Origin of the sequence: Paraburkholderia sp., from assembly GCF_026225065.1 — a bacterium.
Classification (GTDB): Bacteria; Pseudomonadota; Gammaproteobacteria; order Burkholderiales; family Burkholderiaceae; genus Paraburkholderia.
The window spans coordinates 36,220-53,336 of sequence record NZ_JAMFSB010000079.1; the positions used below are offsets into that span (position 1 = coordinate 36,220).

The 17,117-nt window shown below is 62.3% G+C and carries 20 protein-coding genes; 4 read left to right on the plus strand and 16 right to left on the minus strand.

Features of this window, described 5'->3' with window-relative positions; translation table 11 throughout:
• The first annotated feature begins 152 nt into the window (after positions 1–152).
• On the plus strand, positions 153–1,079 hold the full coding sequence (locus tag M0954_RS06025) for a bifunctional helix-turn-helix transcriptional regulator/GNAT family N-acetyltransferase (protein ID WP_133892762.1): 927 nt from the start codon (positions 153–155) through the stop codon (positions 1,077–1,079).
• Positions 1,080–1,092: 13 nt separating this feature from the next.
• Here the strand turns inward: M0954_RS06025 and M0954_RS06030 are convergent, their stop codons facing one another.
• From M0954_RS06030 to M0954_RS06055, 6 genes are all read right to left on the minus strand, one after another.
• Entirely contained in the window at positions 1,093–1,905 is an 813-nt protein-coding gene (locus M0954_RS06030) for a MetQ/NlpA family ABC transporter substrate-binding protein (protein ID WP_122153295.1), read from the minus strand.
• A 166-nt stretch (positions 1,906–2,071) separates the two neighbouring features.
• A complete protein-coding gene (locus tag M0954_RS06035) occupies positions 2,072–2,689 on the minus strand; it encodes an SCO family protein (RefSeq protein WP_297352142.1) in 618 nt (205 codons plus the stop codon).
• 4 nt (positions 2,690–2,693) lie between these two features.
• The gene (cyoE, locus tag M0954_RS06040) at positions 2,694–3,599 is read right to left on the minus strand and encodes a heme o synthase (RefSeq protein ID WP_297352145.1); all 906 of its coding nucleotides are present in this window, start codon (positions 3,597–3,599) and stop codon (positions 2,694–2,696) included.
• A 6-nt stretch (positions 3,600–3,605) separates the two neighbouring features.
• Positions 3,606–4,715 carry a heme A synthase gene (locus tag M0954_RS06045; protein WP_122153292.1) on the minus strand — a complete coding sequence of 370 codons (1,110 nt, stop codon included), beginning with the start codon at positions 4,713–4,715 and terminating at the stop codon, positions 3,606–3,608.
• Between the two features lie 90 nt (positions 4,716–4,805).
• A complete protein-coding gene (locus M0954_RS06050; protein ID WP_123385943.1) occupies positions 4,806–5,468 on the minus strand; it encodes a cytochrome C oxidase subunit I in 663 nt (220 codons plus the stop codon).
• 82 nt (positions 5,469–5,550) lie between these two features.
• On the minus strand, positions 5,551–6,267 hold the full coding sequence (locus M0954_RS06055) for an SURF1 family protein (protein WP_122153291.1): 717 nt from the start codon (positions 6,265–6,267) through the stop codon (positions 5,551–5,553).
• An 87-nt stretch (positions 6,268–6,354) separates the two neighbouring features.
• Between M0954_RS06055 and M0954_RS06060 the strand changes: the two genes are divergently transcribed.
• Positions 6,355–6,564: a twin transmembrane helix small protein gene (locus M0954_RS06060; protein ID WP_074263265.1), complete on the plus strand. Its 210-nt coding sequence runs from the start codon at positions 6,355–6,357 to the stop codon at positions 6,562–6,564.
• 219 nt (positions 6,565–6,783) lie between these two features.
• Here the strand turns inward: M0954_RS06060 and M0954_RS06065 are convergent, their stop codons facing one another.
• The 7 genes from M0954_RS06065 to M0954_RS06095 form a co-directional block, all read right to left on the minus strand.
• Complete coding sequence (locus M0954_RS06065; protein WP_122153290.1) at positions 6,784–7,641, minus strand: cytochrome c oxidase subunit 3; 858 nt, start codon at positions 7,639–7,641, stop codon at positions 6,784–6,786.
• A gap of 129 nt (positions 7,642–7,770) precedes the next feature.
• On the minus strand, positions 7,771–7,995 hold the full coding sequence (locus M0954_RS06070; protein ID WP_122153289.1) for a DUF2970 domain-containing protein: 225 nt from the start codon (positions 7,993–7,995) through the stop codon (positions 7,771–7,773).
• Positions 7,996–8,034: 39 nt separating this feature from the next.
• Complete coding sequence (locus tag M0954_RS06075; protein ID WP_220795455.1) at positions 8,035–8,169, minus strand: cytochrome oxidase small assembly protein; 135 nt, start codon at positions 8,167–8,169, stop codon at positions 8,035–8,037.
• Between the two features lie 119 nt (positions 8,170–8,288).
• Complete coding sequence (ctaD, locus tag M0954_RS06080) at positions 8,289–9,905, minus strand: cytochrome c oxidase subunit I (RefSeq protein ID WP_297352147.1); 1,617 nt, start codon at positions 9,903–9,905, stop codon at positions 8,289–8,291.
• 44 nt (positions 9,906–9,949) lie between these two features.
• Complete coding sequence (gene coxB, locus M0954_RS06085; protein ID WP_297352149.1) at positions 9,950–11,635, minus strand: cytochrome c oxidase subunit II; 1,686 nt, start codon at positions 11,633–11,635, stop codon at positions 9,950–9,952.
• 66 nt (positions 11,636–11,701) lie between these two features.
• Positions 11,702–12,175 carry a DUF2244 domain-containing protein gene (locus tag M0954_RS06090; RefSeq protein ID WP_122153286.1) on the minus strand — a complete coding sequence of 158 codons (474 nt, stop codon included), beginning with the start codon at positions 12,173–12,175 and terminating at the stop codon, positions 11,702–11,704.
• A gap of 278 nt (positions 12,176–12,453) precedes the next feature.
• On the minus strand, positions 12,454–13,437 hold the full coding sequence (locus M0954_RS06095; RefSeq protein WP_297352151.1) for a methyltransferase domain-containing protein: 984 nt from the start codon (positions 13,435–13,437) through the stop codon (positions 12,454–12,456).
• A gap of 85 nt (positions 13,438–13,522) precedes the next feature.
• Here M0954_RS06095 and M0954_RS06100 point away from each other — a divergent pair, with 85 nt between their 5' ends.
• Both M0954_RS06100 and trmL read left to right on the plus strand, forming a co-directional pair.
• On the plus strand, positions 13,523–14,287 hold the full coding sequence (locus M0954_RS06100) for a ComF family protein (protein WP_297352153.1): 765 nt from the start codon (positions 13,523–13,525) through the stop codon (positions 14,285–14,287).
• Between the two features lie 18 nt (positions 14,288–14,305).
• The gene (trmL, locus tag M0954_RS06105) at positions 14,306–14,776 is read left to right on the plus strand and encodes a tRNA (uridine(34)/cytosine(34)/5-carboxymethylaminomethyluridine(34)-2'-O)-methyltransferase TrmL (RefSeq protein WP_123385301.1); all 471 of its coding nucleotides are present in this window, start codon (positions 14,306–14,308) and stop codon (positions 14,774–14,776) included.
• Here trmL and M0954_RS06110 read toward each other — a convergent pair.
• From M0954_RS06110 to secB, 3 genes are all read right to left on the minus strand, one after another.
• Positions 14,749–15,327, minus strand: coding sequence for an O-acetyl-ADP-ribose deacetylase (locus M0954_RS06110; protein WP_297352155.1), 579 nt, complete (start codon positions 15,325–15,327; stop codon positions 14,749–14,751). The two genes, trmL and M0954_RS06110, sit on opposite strands and share 28 nt — an antisense overlap.
• Positions 15,328–15,590: 263 nt before the next feature.
• Positions 15,591–16,589 (minus strand): NAD(P)H-dependent glycerol-3-phosphate dehydrogenase, encoded by a 999-nt coding sequence (locus tag M0954_RS06115; protein ID WP_297352156.1) that lies wholly within the window; start codon positions 16,587–16,589, stop codon positions 15,591–15,593.
• 21 nt (positions 16,590–16,610) lie between these two features.
• Positions 16,611–17,081, minus strand: coding sequence for a protein-export chaperone SecB (gene secB / locus M0954_RS06120; RefSeq protein ID WP_074263255.1), 471 nt, complete (start codon positions 17,079–17,081; stop codon positions 16,611–16,613).
• Between the last annotated feature and the right edge of the window lie 36 nt (positions 17,082–17,117).

Sequence of the window (17,117 nt, forward strand, 5' to 3'; positions counted from 1 at the left end):
GGATCGCTCTACCTTGTCTGAGTACTTTTGTAGTACCAATTTGCATGGCCGGTTAGAGTGTACGTTTTACCGCTTTTTACGCGGTTTTTAGATAGGATGTCATCCAATAGGTTTGTTGTCTGACACCTTCAAGGACTTCCGGGAGCCGTACGTTGACCGATTCCGCAGCGCTGCGGCGCGCTGAGGCCGTCCGCCATTTCAACCGCTTCTACACGAAGCACATCGGTGCGTTGCACGAGCGTCTGCAAAAGAGCGCGTTCTCGCTGACCGAAGTGCGCGTGCTGCATGAACTGGCGCGCGGGCGCGCGCAGACCGCCACTGTGTTGGGGCGCAATCTCGGGCTCGACAGTGGATATCTAAGCCGCCTGCTCACCAGCTTCGAACGCCGCAACCTGCTGACGCGGCGGCCGTCGGAGAGCGACGCGCGTCAATCGCTGATCGCGCTCACGGACCAAGGGCATGCCGCCTACGAACCGCTCGACACCGCGGCCATCGAAGAAGTGCTGTCGGCGCTGGAGCGCCTCGCGGAAAGCTCGCAGGAACAGTTGATCGGCGCGATGAAACTCGTCGAGCGGTTGCTCGACGATCAGCCGCGCCGCGGCATCATCACGCTGCGGGCGCCGCGCGCGGGAGAATATGGCTGGCTCGTGCACCGGCAAGCCCTGCTATTTACGCGCGAAAACGGTTGGGATCAGACCTTCGAAGGTTTGCTCGCCGGCATCGTCGCGGACTTCACCCAGCATCACGATCCGGTGCGCGAGATGTGCTGGATCGCGGAACAGGACAATGCGATCGTCGGCTCGGCGATGGTGGCCGGCGTATCGGCCACGGTGGCACGGATCAAGATGCTTTATATCGAGCCCGACATGCGCCGGCTCGGCATCGGCACGCAACTGGTCGACGAGTGCGTGCGGTTTGCAAAACGCGCTGGTTACACCAAGCTCACGCTGGCCACCGTCACGACGCTCGAAGAATCGCGGCGGCTCTGCGAGCGCGCCGGTTTTATCTGCGCCGACGTAGCGCCAGAGATGCGATTCGGTCATCAGCTGGCGGTGGAACGCTGGGAGCGCGATCTGTAGGCGCGTACCTAGATTAGAACGACGGCACAACCGAACCCTTGAACTGGGTTTTGATGAACTGGCGCACATCTTCCGACTGATAAGCCGCGACCAGCTTTTTCACCCACGGCTTGTCCTTGTCCTGGATGCGCACGGCGATCAGGTTCGCGTACGGGCTGTGGATGTCCTCGAGTGCGATCGCATCTTTGGTCGGCTGCAGGCCACCGGCAAGCGCGTAGTTCGTGTTGATCGCGGCGGCGTCCACATCGGACAGCGAGCGGGGCAACTGTGCGGCGTCCAGTTCGACGAGCTTCACTTTCTTCGGATTGTCCGCGACGTCGAGCGGCGTCGCGCTGTTGCCGTTCGTACCGGCGCCAGCCTTAAGTTTGATCACGCCTTGTGCCTGCAATAACAACAGCGCGCGGTTCTCGTTGGACGGATCGTTAGGCACCGCGACCTTCGCCCCCTGCGGCAGATCCTTCAGCGACTTGAACTTCTTCGAATAGATGCCCAGCGGCGAAATGTAGGTGAGCCCCGCACTGACGATCTTGTAGCCGCGTTGCTTGACCTGACTATCGAGGTAAGGCTGATGCTGGAAGCTGTTGGCATCCAGATCACCCGCATCGAGAGCGGCATTCGGCTGGACGTAATCGTTGAACTCGATGACCTTCACGTTCAGGCCTTCGCGTTGCGCCACTTTCTGGACGACCGCCCAGATTTGCGCGTCGGGGCCACTGATGGTGCCGACCTTGATGACCTTGTCGTCGGCGTGAGCGCCGAAGCTCGCCACGAGGGCGGCGGAGGTGACAACTGCGGAGAGGGCTTTGAGGATATTCCTGCGCTGCATGTAAATCTCGCTATTTCTGATCGATGTCAGATTCGGGTGAACGGCCGGCGACGCACTACACACGCCACCAGCAGGGCCGCGAATGGTCTCATAGGCCCGGCGAGAAGTGAAATACCGCTATCGCATATGGGTACACGGGCGAGCGGACGGCACTCGCGCAACGCTTTTAATCGAGCAGGAGCTTGATGTCATGCACCCAGGGCTCGGCGCCCTGGCCATCACGAGCGAAGAGGCGCAGCTTACCGTCCGGATCGAAGACATAGCTGGCGGCCGTATGGTCCATTGTGTAGCTGTCGGGCGTCTTGCCTGGCACCTTCGCGTAGTACACGCGGAAGTCTTTCGTCACCTTGGTGAGCTGCGCCTGATCGGCCGGACGCAAGCCGACAAAGGTCGGATTGAAGGCCGGCACATACTGCGACATCACGGTTGAGGTGTCGCGATCGGGATCGACGGTGACGAACAACACCTGGACACGGCTCGCGTCCGCGGGCCCCAGTTGTTGCAGTGCCTGCGAGAGTTCGGCCATGGTCGTCGGACAGACGTCCGGGCAATGCGTGTAGCCGAAGAACAGCACCACGACCTTGCCCTTGTAGTCCGCGAGCGTGTGGATCTTGCCGCTGGTGTCGGGCAACGCGAAGTCCGCGCCGAACTGCGTGTTGCCGGTAATGTCGAGGTTCTCGAACGAGGGGGCGGGTTTGCCGCAGCCTGAGGCCAGCACCGCGCCGCCGAGCGCACAGGCCATCAAGGCGGCACGCGCCAGGCGCGCAAGCCGGTTTGTGATCATGGTGTTACGCGCCGATCAGGACACGTGCATAGTGATCGATCAGCAACGCGGCGAACAGCAGCGACAGATAGATGATCGAATAACGGAACAGCTGACGCGCGAGCGTATCGGAGTACTCCCGATAGATCCTCCACGCGTAGGCGAGAAACACGGCGCCGAGCAGCACCGCAGCAACCAGATACACGACACCGCTCATGCCCGAGATGAACGGCATCAGCGCGACCGCAAACAGGATCACCGAGTACAACAAAATATGCAGCCGCGTGTACTGCTCACCGTGGGTGTTCGGCAGCATCGGCAGGCCGGCGTCTTCGTAGTCCTTGCGGCGATACAGCGCGAGCGCCCAGAAATGCGGCGGCGTCCATACGAAGATGATCAGCACCAGAATCCAGGCGTCGCCCGGTACATGCCCTGTGACCGCGGCCCAGCCGAGCGCCGGCGGCATGGCGCCCGAAGCGCCGCCGATCACGATGTTCTGCGGTGTGGCGGGTTTGAGCAGTAGCGTGTAGACGACCGCATAGCCGACGAAGGTGGCAATGGTGAGCCACATCGTCAACGGGTTGGCGAACGTATAAAGCGTCCACATGCCGAGACCGCCGAGCACAGCCGAAAACAGCAGGATCTGTGGGGTGGTGATTTCGCCACGGGCGGAAGGTCGCCATGACGTACGGCGCATCTTCGCGTCGATCTTCTGTTCGACGAGGCAGTTGATGGCGAACGCCGCACCGGCCAGCAGCCAGATACCGACTGTGCCACCGATCAGCACCGTCCACGGCACCATGCCGGGCGTGGAGAGGAACATGCCAATGACCGCGCAGAACACAGCAAGCTGTGTAACACGCGGCTTGGTGAGCGCGATGTACTGGGAGATCCGGCTACCGGGGGTCTGGGAAAGAGTTGTGCTGTCCATGTGGGGTCACGCTGGCGCGGCATCGCGCGCAGGCAAGGCGGCGCGGCCGGGACGGCTAGAAGCGATTCGAAAGTTTAGCATAACGAGCAGCAGCAGCAGGATCGCGGCGCCCCCGTTATGGGCGACTGCAATCGGCAACGGCCATTGCAGGACAATGTTGGAGAGGCCCGTGAGGAACTGGATCAGCACCACCAGCAGCACACCGTCGGCGGGCCGCCGCAGCGATTCGAAGCGACGCACCTTCAGCGCAAACCACAGCAGATAGGCGATCACGACGATCGCGAAGGTCCTATGGGTCCAGTGGATCGCCACCAGCGCATCCTGGGTGATCATTTCACCGTCGCCCGTCATGCCCAGCGCGCGCCATAGGTGAAAGCCGTGTGCGAAATCCATCGGCGGGATCCATTGACCGTTGCAGGTCGGGAAATCCGTGCACGCGAGCACCGCGTAGTTGGTACTGACCCAGCCGCCGAGCGCAATCTGCACGACCAGCAGCGCGAGGCCGGCGAGCGCCGCGACGCGCCATTGCGCGGCCTCGGGTTCATAGGCCGGCAGCGGGGTCTGGCGGGCCGCCAACCAGCCGAGCATGCCGAGCAAGGCAAGCCCTAGCAGCAGGTGCGTCGTCACGATCACGGGTTGCAGTTTGAGCGTCACAGTCCACGCACCGAACACACCCTGTACGAGAATCAGTAGCAGCAGCGAAGTGGGCCACCACGGCGAGACGTGCAGCGGGCGGCGCTTGATACGCGCGACCCAGGCGATCAGCATCTGCGCGACGATCAGCACGCCGATCGCCATGGCGAAATAACGGTGGGTCATTTCGATCCACGCCTTCGTCATGCTGACCGGCCCTGTCGGCATAGCCTGGTTAGCCGCGGCAATGGCGGCGTGAGCGATGAATGGCGAGGACGTCCCATAGCAACCCGGCCAGTCGGGACAGCCGAGACCGGAGTCGGTCAGGCGCGTGAAGCCGCCGAACATCACCAGGTCCAGCGTCAGGAAAGTGGTGACCCACACCAGCTTGCGGAATTTATTGTCGTCGGCCTTGACCCATATGTAGGACAACGGCAGCAACGCAATGCACAAGCCGATCAGGCCCAGTTGCAATACGAACATCTCTCTACCTTCTCGCAAGAAACATAGCGGCCAATGGTGCTACAGACGGTCCAATCCGCGGTACACCCAGCCGTGCGATAAAACGCCGCATCAGCCGATGCTCGACCACTTCAGCAGCTTCGTGATGTCACCCTTGATCTTGCTCGGATTCGGATCTTTCGGGAAACGCATCATCAGATTGCCGTTCGGGTCGACCACGAAGATGTGGTCGGTCAACGTCGTGCCGGCGTCGACGGGCAGCCATGCGGTCAGTGCCGCCGGATCGGCGATCAGCTTGCGCGTGTCCGGATAGGCCTTCTGGATCACGTCAGACACGTTGCCTGCGTCGGTGCGCAGCCATACCTCGACCACCCGGTCGCGCTCCGGCCCCTGGGTTGCGCGTATCTGGCGCATGAAATACAGCTTGGTCGCGCAGGCTTTGTCGCACGCGCTGTTGTCGACCGAAACCATGAGCCATTTGCCACGCAGCGAAGTGAGCTTCACCGGCTTGCCGTCTTCCCCGGTCACCACCAGCTCATCGGGAATCGGCCGCTGCGGTTCGATCAGCGTGCCGTAGCTGGTGGTGCCGCCGGTCGGCTTGACGACGTAATAGGTGAAGTACGAGCCGATCACGGGCGCGGCGCACACGAGCGCGATCAGCAGCATCATCCAGCGCCCGCGTTGCCATGAGCCTTTGGCTCGCGGCTTGCCGGACGGGACCGCGGGACTGGCGGATTTGCCGGCTCGCGGCGAACGGGGAGTTTGCGTCGACACTACCAAACCTCTTTCAATGATTGCGCGGCGCGAGCGGTCAAGCCGCCGGCCGCGTGCGATGCATTAATCTGCACAACATACGTTACGCGCTGGGCGCGTGCTCTTGCTTCGCGGCGCGCCGCGCGGCATACAAGCCGAACGCGAGCGCCGCGATGGCCATGCCCCACCATTGGAGCATGTAGCCGTAGTTGCGTTCGACGTCGGTATCCGGCGCAGGCCAATCGCGCACGAGCTTGTCGCCATCGTCGCTCAACTGCTGGATCACGAACGGCTGCAACGGCAGACCGGTCTCTGCAGCGTAAGCGCCCAGGTCGAGATTCTGCCGGATCGACTGATGCGGGGCCGATCCGCCCTGCCCGAGTTCAAACGCGCGGGTCGCATCGGCACGCGCAATACCTTCGATCTCGATCTGCCCAGGCGGCGTGACGTACGGCGCGATCACCGTGCGGTCATTGATGTTGCGCGGCAACCAGCCGCGATTGACCAGCACGTAGCCGCCATCAGCGAGTTTAAAGGGCATCACGACGTAAAAGCCCGGTTGATCGTTATACGGGCGATTGTCGAGATAGACCACCTTGTCGGCGACGAAGCTGCCTCGCACGCGTACCCGGTGAAACTCGATGTCTTTCAGTGCCAGCGGAGCGCTGCCAATCGGCTCGGCCGGCGCATTTTCGAACTGCGTGATGTGGGCCTGCAGCGCCTCTTTCTGATGCGCGCGGTCACGCTGCCAAAACCCCAGCCGCACCGTCACCGCAACGACGATCAGAATCAGCAGCGCGGGCAACCAGCGGATCTTCATCGCGCCTGCCCCGCCGCTACACGCGGTACAACGCACGGTGCGATAATAACCATATTGCCTTCGCGCTCCTGAATTTCAGCTGATTTCATGCACATTCTCGTTCCCATCGCCTTTGCCCTGATCATCGCCAGTATGGCCTCGGCGCTGTACTTCATGGTGCACGACAAGGGTAAAACGAAACGCATGGTCTGGTCGCTGGCCACCCGCGTGGGTCTGTCGATCTCGCTGTTCCTGTTCATCCTGTTCGCTCACTGGATGGGCTGGATTCAGTCGACCGGTATTCCTTACGGCCGCTAGCCGGGTGCGCAAAAATTTCGCGTCTCCGCGTCCTGGTCTTAGCGTCACTTCCTCGCCATAAGCAAAACGCCGCCCTGACAGGGTCGAGGGCGGCGCTGCGTCAGTCCGGCATACTACTCGTCGGCTTCGCGATCTGCAGCGAAACCGGCACTCCAAAAGCGTACGCGTAGCCGGTAACTAAAACCCTGGCAAAAAATACTGCGCGCGGGCCGGCAAGCTTTATAGCCAGTACACGACGACATACAGCCCGAGCCACACCACGTCCACAAAGTGCCAGTACCAGGCCGCGCCTTCGAACGCGAAGTGGTGATCCGCCGTGAAGTGACCGCGAATCACGCGGACCAGCACAACCGTCAGCATCGTGCCGCCGAGGAACACGTGGAAGCCGTGGAAACCGGTCAGCAGGAAGAAGGTCGAGCCATACACGCCGGAAGACAGCGTCAGGTTCAGTTCGTTATACGCGTGGTAGTACTCGAAGCCCTGCAGGAACAGGAAGCACAGACCCAGCAAGACCGTCGCGGCCAACCAGCCGATCGTCTTGTTGCGATGGTTTTCACGCAGCGCATGGTGAGCCACGGTCAGCGTCGCCCCCGACGAGAGCAGCAGCGCCGTGTTGATGGTCGGCACCGGCCACGGCTGCATCGACTTGAAGCTCGACACCAGCGCTGCCGGACCGTTGTTCGGCCACACCGCCGAGAAATCCGGCCAGATCAGCTTGTAGTCGAGGCTGCCCAGCTCATGCAACGCAATTTGGCGCGCATAGAACAGTGCGCCGAAGAATGCTCCGAAGAACATGACCTCGGAGAAGATGAACCAGCTCATGCTCCAGCGGTATGACTTGTCGACGTTCTTGCCGTACATGCCGCCTTCGGACTCGGAGATCGCGTCGCCGAACCAGTGCCACAACGTGTAGAGCAGCCACAGCAAGCCAGCGAGTACCGTGATGGGCGCCCAGCTTTCGCCGTTAATCCACGCCGCCAGCGATGACAGCATGACCAGCAGCCCGACGGCCGCGCTGATCGGATGCCGCGACGGATGCGGTACGAAGTAGTACGGGCTCTCGTTTTGACCGCTCATTCTTGATTCTCCACTTCAGTCCAGTTGTTCCGCTTGACCCGGTTTAGTCCGGCTGTCTCTTCGGCGATGCGTCGATACCGCACCGCTTCACTCTGATTTCGGAGCCACCTTCGGCCCGCTGTTGCCGCTTTACCCCACCACCGCACGTACGACCAGAATCAATATGGCGATAAAGATGGCCGCACCGATCAACGCGGCCGCCACCACATGCAGAGGGTTGAGCTGTGCCGCATCCGACTCCAGGTCGCGCCGCTTGCGCACGCCGAAAAACGCCCAGAACACAGCCTTCATAGACTGGCCAAAGCTGCTCTTTCCAGCGCCGCCGCCATCGCCTTTACCGCTGTTGTCGCTCATTACCGTCATCTTCCTTCGCCTACGACAACGTGATCGTCTTCAGGAGAAAAAGCTCCGTTTGACGAAGATGCCCACAAAAAAAGCGGCGGCGACAACAAACATGATCAAACCGAGCCGCAAGTTGCCCGCGCGGATTTGCTCGGGCGTACGTCTTTGTATGGGATTCCGGGTCATGCTGGAGTTTCTCGATACTTCACTTATAAGGAACACCGCTCTGTCACGCTACGACTCTACCGCTTCGCTGCACCCGGTCCGGCTTGCGCCTGGACCGGAATGCCGTTCGGCACGATCGCTTACTCGACCGTCGGCGGGTTTTCGAACGTGTGGAACGGAGCCGGGCTCGGCACGGTCCATTCGAGGCCCGTTGCGCCGTCCCACGGCTTGTCGCTAGCCTTCTCAAGCTCGCCGCCGCCGCGGTAAGCCGGCAGTGCGACTGCAAACAGGAAGTACACCTGAGTCAGGCCGAAGCCGAAAGCGCCGATCGTGATGACCTGGTTCCAGTCGGTGAACTGCGCCGGGTAGTCGGCGTAACGACGCGGCATGCCTGCGAGACCCACGAAGTGCATCGGCAGGAACGCGAGGTTGAAAAAGATCATCGAGCCCCAGAAGTGGATCTTGCCGCGCGTCTCGTTGTACATCCAGCCGGTCCACTTCGGCGACCAGTAGTACCAGCCTGAGAAGAGCGCGAACAGCGACCCCGCCACCAGCACGTAGTGGAAGTGGGCCACCACGAAGTAAGTGCCGTGGTACTGGATGTCGAGCGGCGCCATGGCGAGCATCAGGCCCGTCAGACCGCCGAACGTGAATACGAACAGGAAGCCCACCGCAAACAGCATCGGGGTTTCGAACGTCAACGAACCGCGCCACATCGTGGCGACCCAGTTGAACACCTTCACGCCCGTCGGCACTGCAATCAGCATCGTGGCGTACATGAAGAACAACTGACCCGTCACCGGCATGCCGGTGGCGAACATGTGGTGCGCCCAGACCATGAACGACAGGATCGCGATCGACGACGTGGCATACACCATCGAGCTATAGCCGAACAGCGGCTTGCGTGCGAACGCCGGGATCACCTGCGACACGATCCCGAACGCAGGCAAGATCATGATGTACACCTCGGGGTGCCCGAAGAACCAGAAGATATGCTGGTACATCACCGGGTCGCCGCCGCCTGCCGCGTTGAAAAACGAGGTGCCGAAGTGGCGGTCGAACAGCAGCATGGTGATCGCCCCGGCGAGAACCGGCATCACGGCAATCAGCAGGTAGGCGGTGATGAGCCATGTCCAGACGAACATCGGCATCTTCATCAGCGTCAGACCCGGCGCGCGCATGTTCAGGATCGTCACGACAATGTTGATGCCGCCCATGATCGACGAGGCACCCATCAAGTGGACCGCGAAAATCGCGAAGTCCATGCCCGGTCCCATCTGCGTGGAGAGCGGCGCGTACAGCGTCCAGCCCGCAGCCGTTGCACCGCCCGGCGAGAAGAACGAGCCCACCAGCAGAACGGCGGCAACCGGCAGCAGCCAGAAGCTGAAGTTGTTCATCCGCGCGAAGGCCATGTCCGATGCGCCAATCTGCAGCGGCACCATCCAGTTCGCGAAACCGACGAAGGCCGGCATGATCGCGCCGAACACCATGATCAGGCCGTGCATGGTGGTCAACTGGTTGAAGAACTCGGGACGCATGATCTGCAGACCCGGTTCGAACAGCTCGGCACGGATCATCAGCGCCATCACGCCCCCGGAGAGGAACATGGTGAACGAGAAGATCAGGTACAGCGTACCGATATCCTTGTGGTTGGTGGCATACAGCCAGCGACGCCAGCCATGCGGCGTCCCATGAGCATGGGGGTCACCGTGTACGTGCTCGTGGCCCGCAACTACATCGTGTCCAACGCTAGACATGACAATCTCCTAAAGCGAATACTGCGGTGCTGACCATGAACACGTCAGGCTGCGGAACTGATCTGAACACGGCGTGCCTCTTTGGGATCGCTGCCGCCCGTGACCGTTTCCGGCTTCTTTAAAATAATATGGTCTTCGGCAATGCCGGCTGCCTTCAGCGCGTCGCGCACAGCTTGCGCGCGCCTCTTCGCGAGCTTCGCGTTGAGGTCGGCCGAACCGGTTGTGTCCGTATAGCCCGATAGCGTGAACTTCGCGTCCGGGTGCGCCTTGGCGTAGTCCGCAGCGGCGGCGACTGCTGCCTGCGCGTCGCCCGGCAGCGTGCTCTTGCCAGTCTCAAAGTAGACGTTGGCCGGCAGGGCTGCCTGCGGTTGCGATGCTGCTGCGCTGTCCGAACCGCCAGAAGCCGGGGCCGGGGCTGCACCCGCTGCGCCTGACGCGGCGTCGCCGCCCGACGCTGCTGCGGCGCCTGATGCCGCATCGGCGCCGCTAGCGGCGGCTGCACCGCTTGCGCCTGCAGCTGCGCCCGCGAGGTGGTCGCCACCTTCAGGCAGCTTGCCATTGCGTGCGTCCGCGACCTGCTTCGGCTGCAGAATGTCGCCCGTGTGATTGCCCCACGAGTTGCGCTCAAACGTGATGACGGACGCGATTTCGACATCGTTCAGCGTAGGTCCCCACGACGGCATCACGTTCTTGCCCTTCAGCACGATGCTCACATGCTGAGCGATCGGGCCATTGGCGATCTTGCTGCCGTCGAGCGCCGGAAACGCACCACCGCCCTTGCCAGTCGGCTGGTGGCAGACGGCGCAGTTCGCCGCATAGACCTTGCCGCCACGCTCCATCAACTCGGCGAGGGTGTACGTCTTGTTCGGATCGTCAGCGCCGGCGGCCATTTTCTTCTGCTGGTCGTCGACCCATTTTGCATAGTCATCAGCCGAAAGCACTTCGACGACGACCGGCATGAACGCGTGTTCCTTGCCGCACAGTTCCGTACAGAAGCCGCGGAAGGTGCCCGTCTTGTCGGCCTTGAACCATGTGTCGCGCACGAAGCCCGGAATCGCATCCTGCTTCACGCCGAAGGCCGGCACGTACCAGGAGTGGACCACGTCGTTGGCGGTGGTGATGATGCGGATCTTCTTGTCGACCGGCACCACGAGCGGGTTGTCGACTTCCTGCAGATAGGTGTCGGTCTTGGGCTGTTCGCCGTCCACCTCGGCACGCGGCGTGGTCAACGTGGAGAAGAAGTTGATGCCTTCGCCCGGACCCTTCACGTAGTCGTAGTTCCACTTCCACTGATAGCCGGTCACCTTGACGGTGAGGTCAGAGTTGGTGGTGTCCTTCATCGCGATGACCGTCTTGGTGGCGGGCAGCGCCATCAGCACGACGATGACGAACGGGACAATCGTCCAGATGATTTCAACGGTGGTGCTTTCGTGGAAATGGGCGGCCTTGTAGCCTTTCGACTTGCGGTGAGCAAAGACCGAATAGAACATCACGCCGAACACGCCAATGAAGATCACCGTACAGAGGATCAGCATGAACGTGTGGAGGTGATAGAGCTCCTCAGCGATAGCGGTTGCAGGCGGCTGGAGGTTGATCTCGTTGACGGCGGGGCCGCCAGGACTGTCACCCACTGCCAGCGCGGCACCGGCAAAGAACATCCCGGTAAGCGCCAGCCCGCCCATCAGGGCTCGCTTGATTGTTTTCATAGATTCCTTACCCAAATTTTCCATTCAAACCCTCGACCCCGCTGGAAGGCTGCCTCGCGCTCCTCCTGAACGGCGCGAGCCTCAATGCGTCTAACAACGCCTGAGCCACATGCGCAATTCGCCTGCAAATTGCGCGCGCCGATACTGCGCGAGGTGTTGCCCGATCATGATCGTCTGGCCACGCGAAACCAGTTTGATGTGGTCACGCGGCGTTGCGCCCGGCTCGATCCGCACCCAACGTGGATTGAATTCGAACTGGGTGACCTGCTCCGCACTTACCCGCTCGATCACGAGCCGGTTCGGAAACAGCCTGATGCGTTCGTAATCCACAGCATGACGCGCGTAAATTGCAAAAGCGATACCGACCGCCACTAACTCGATGCCGGTGAACGGCAGCACCAGCCAGGCGCCGATCAGATCCAGCATGAAGGCAATCAGCAGCGAAAACACCGCAAGCGACACATAGAACCATACGAACTGCCTGGGCGACACCGAACAGTTGCGTTTCATCGTCCAGTCTTTGAGGACCGGTTCCGACTCCGCCAGCAGATCAGATGACGCCATCGCTGTCTCCTGCGAGTTGCCTCTTAACCCTGCCCGATACCGTTGCCTTATACCGCTTCGTACCGCCCTTCCCGCTGCCCAGCGCCTCGGGCCTGCCGCTGCGGATGTGGGACGCCGAGCGACAAACTGACGCATTATAGGCGCGTTCTATGGCATCCACAAGCAACGCCCTATCGGCCCGCAAGCCAGTCCCGACAAGCCTCTGCGCCGTTTTGACGCACCTCGGGAAACACTTTCGTCCCGGTAATTTCAGACATAACAGATGCCCTCTTTCCGGTTCAACGATTCTTCGACGGGCCTCGTCCAATGTCCTCGAGCCGCACGATCCCGTGACCTTCGGCGGTCATTCGTGGCACGGCTTTCCACGCATGTCCGTAGATCACCTCGAACGTCAGGGCAATCGTACCGTCCGCCCGCCGACGCGCCTCCAGCGCCGCCAGCAGGGCCGTGTACAAGCGCCGCGACACCGGCCCGGCACCCATGCCCGGGTAGGCCGCAGCCTCGCGCTCGAACGGATAGGCGCCCCAACGGCGCACATCCGCAAGCAGCGACTGCGGCGACTGATAGGTGATGGTGAGCGTTTCCTGGTCCATCACTGGAATCTCGAAGCCGCTTTCCACCAGCATATCGCCCAGATCGTGCATGTCCACGAAATCGATCACATGCTTCGCGGACGGCACACCGTGCGCCGCCTCCACTTCGGCATAGGCGCCGCGCAGTTCCTTGAGTGTATCGGGACCAAGCGTGCTGAACATTAGCAGCCCCCCTACCTTAAGCACGCGCTGCCATTCGGGAAACACGAGATCGGGCCGCGAATGCCAGTGCAAGGCGAGGTTTGACCAGATGAATTCGAATGCGTCGTGCGTAAAGGGTAGAGCCGAGAAATCGGCATGCGCGAAGCGCGGCCCACGCGCGCCGAGCGCCTTGCCGATCGAGGCCGGCAGGAAACGCCGCCAGCTCGTGTCGCCGGCGTCGTGCCGTAGCGCACGGGTCAGCATGGCGTGGGAAAGATCGGTGCCGAACACCGGTGCTTCGGGGAAACGCTCGCGCAGACCGGGCAGGTCGTCGCCCGCGCCACAACCCGCATCGAGTACGGCGGCCGGGCTGACCTTGATGTAGTCGAGACGCTCGCGCATACGCTGGGCTATCTCGCGCGGCAGGAACGCAACCTCGTCGAAGGTAGCGGCGCGGCGGTCGAAAATCCGCTGAAGGCGCCGGGAATCATAGGCCGGACGGCCAGATTTTGCGGGAGTTGAGGACATGGGGGTCACGCGGACGAAGAGCCCGAAGTATACTCGCTCGCTCCCTTTCACTCATCGTAACTGGCGTTTTGCGGACGGCCCATCAATGCGATTCCAGGCGTCGGCTTTTTCACCTTGCAGCCGGGTTGCAAAACTTGTAACCCGGCTGGGATCTTCATGGCCGCGCCTCGTTCACGCCGTCCTGCCGAATCTCTGCGCACTCTGCGGCAATTTGTCGCAGAGTGCGCTTTGTAGAGGCTGCGACGACGCTTATGCGAATGAAGCGCGCCTGCGTTGCTCGGTCTGCGCGGTTCCGTTGCCCAGTTCGCGCCGGGGCAGAGGAGCCGGTTACCGGTGTGCGGACTGTGTCGCCATCGCGCCGCCGTTCGACGCCACGCTCGTGCTAGCCGACTACCGCGCGCCGCTCGACACGCTGGCCGTAGGCCTGAAGTTTCGCGCCCGCCTGATGCTGGCCGACGAGTTCGCGCAGCGGCTCGCGCGCCTCGCCTCTGAATGGCCCGACTTGATCGCGCCGGTCCCGCTTGCGGCGAGGCGCCTCGTCGAACGTGGCTACAACCAGGCATGGCAGATTGCGAAGCCGCTCGCCCGCGCGCTCCGGGTGCGCAGCGACGCTACGCTGATCGCGCGCGTGATCGAGACCGCGCCGCAGTCGCGGCTGGATCTGGATGCGCGCCGGCAAAATGTTGGCCGGGCGTTTGAAGTCACGGCACCGGTGCGCGGCCTGCACGTGGCCGTGGTCGACGATGTCATGACGACCGGCGCCACGCTCGAAGCCCTCGCACACGTGCTGAAGGCCGCCGGGGCGCGGCGCGTGACCAACTTCGTCGCATTGCGCACCCCAAAAAACTAGTCTCTACTGGCCTACACCATGTTTAACGTCGTTCTCGTCGAACCCGAAATTCCGCCGAATACCGGTAACGTCATCCGCCTGTGTGCAAATACCGGCGCTCGTCTGCATCTGATCGAACCGCTCGGCTTTCCTCTCGACGACGCCAAAATGAAGCGCGCCGGGCTCGACTATCACGAGTATGCGCAGATGCACGTGCATGCCGACTGGGCAGCGTTCGTCGCCAGCGAAACGCCAGACCCGGCGCGGATGTTCGCGTTCACGACGCGCGGCTCGGGCGCGTTTCACGCGCATGCGTTCTTGCCTGGCGACTGGTTCGTGTTCGGCGCGGAAACCCGAGGCTTGCCGGACAGCGTGCTGGGACAGTTCGCAGCCGAACAGCGTGTGCGGCTGCCGATGCGGCCAGGCAATCGCAGTCTGAACCTGTCCAATACCGTGGCGGTGGTGGTATTCGAAGCGTGGCGTCAGGCGGGCTTCGAAGGCGGCGCCTGACGCAGCAGAGCTGCCCACCTGGCCAGTTCGGTTTGATAGCGGGCGAACATCGCATCGTCGAAACACGCAAACAGCACACGCTCGATGCCCGGCACGCGTTGCAACGTATCGAGCACCGTGCCCACCGCAATACTTACCGCCTGCTCCGCAGGAAAACGATAGACGCCGCAACTGATCGCCGGAAACGCGATGCTCTTACATTGCGCCTGCCCGGCTAGTTCAAGCGAGCGCCGGTAGCACGACGCCAGCAAGTCGGCCTCGCCTCGGCCGCCGCCGTGCCAGACCGGGCCCACTGCGTGAATCACGTGCTTTGCGGGTAACTGGTAGCCAGCGGTGATTTTCGCGTCGCCGGTCACGCAACCACCCAAAGTCTCACATTCGCGCAACAACGCGCGCCCCGCTGCGCGATGAATCGCGCCGTCCACGCCCCCGCCGCCCAGCAATGACGTATTCGCCGCATTGACGATCGCGTCGACGGCTAGCGTGGCGATATCGACGACGCGCGCCTCGAGCGAACATTGACCGGATGTGAACATGGAGAACCTCGCCATTCGAAACGCCGATAAGACGTTGACAGCGAAGGGAGGACAACGGTTCAGCGTAATTCGGAGCGGGCGGCAGGCTGGGGAAGCGCGCGGATCGCCGGTGTGTCGGTCAGCCGAACGGGCTCATGGCGCGTGCTGCTGCGGCAAGGAATTGGCGCCCCGTCCAGCTAAGGTTGATGTACGGAGGCTGAACCGTTGTTGAAGTGGATGCGCTCGATGCGCCCGTTGAAGTGCTTGTTGGCGCGCTGGTCGATGCCCTGACGCGCCAGCTACTCAGCCTTGGCGTCCCGGCGCAGCAGCGCATTGACGGCATCGCGTGGAGCGACCCCATCGAACAGCACCGCGCAGACAGCCTCGGTGATCGGCATATCGATCGAATGAGCCCGCGCAATCGCCAACACGGCTTGCGCACAGCGCACGCCCTCGGCCACGTGACCAAGTCCCCCGAGGATATCGTCGAGCGTGCGCCCAGCGGCCAGTTGCACGCCTACCGTGCGGTTGCGCGACAGATCGCCTGTGGCCGTCAGAATCAGATCGCCGAGGCCCGTGAGACCGGTGAACGTTTCAGCCCGTCCGCCGAGCGTCACGCCGAGGCGCGACATCTCAGCCAGACCGCGCGTGATCAGCGCAGCCCGTGCGTTAAGGCCCAGACCGAGCCCATCGGCGATCCCCGTAGCAATCGCCAGCACGTTTTTCACCGCACCGCCCACTTCCACGCCGACGAGGTCGTCGCCTGTGTAGATACGCATGGCGCCATGATGAAACGCTGCCACGGTTCGCTCGCGACAGCCGGCCGACGCGCTCGCGATAGTCAACGCGACCGGCAGGCCCTGCCCGACTTCACGCGCAAAACTGGGCCCCGACAATACACCATTGCTGTTATGACCGGCCAGCTCAGCCGCCACGACCTGATGCGGCAGCAACTGCGTATCCGCCTCGAAGCCCTTGCAGAGCCAGATCACGTGAGCCGGCACCTTGCCGGCGGCGCGCATGGTCTGGAACAGACCGCGCAACCCAGCCACCGGCGTCGCGACAACGCATAGCGCGTCGCCACCCAACGCGTGGCTCAACGCCGCCTCGAAATCGGCTTCATAACGAAGCCCGGCCGGCAAAGCAACGCCCGCCAGATAGCGGGCGTTTTCCTGCGTGGCGGCAAGCTCGGCGACCAGCGCCGGCTCGCGCGCCCACAGCACCGTATCGTGCCGCACCGCCAGGTGGCCCGCGAGAGCGGTGCCCCATGCACCAGCGCCGAGAACGGCGACTTTCATACCCGGCACTGCGCGCAACACTTAGTGCGTGACGCCGTTCTGCGCCGCGCCTTCTTGCGTGCCAAGCTGCGCGAGACGTTGCTCGTACAAGGCCTGGAAGTTGATTTCGGCGAGGTGGATCGGCGGGAAACCGGCGCGCGTGATCGCGTCCGCGATGTTCGAGCGAAGGTACGGGAACAGGATCGTCGGGCAAGCGATGCCAACCAGCGGATCGATCTGCTCAGCCGGAATGTTGCGGATATCGAAAATACCAGCCTGCTTGGCTTCGATCAGGAACGCGACCTTGTCCGACACCTTGGCCGTCACGGTACCGGTGACGAGGATTTCGAACACGGTGTCGGCGAGGCGCTCAGCCTTTACGTCGACTTCGACTTCGACCGACGGCATTTCCTGTTCGAGGAAGATGGCCGGCGAATTCGGCTGCTCGAGCGACATGTCCTTCAGGTAGATGCGCTGGATGTTGAAGAACGGCTGGTTATTCTCGTCGGACATGATTGGATATTCCCTGAATATGGTCATTTGCGGCGC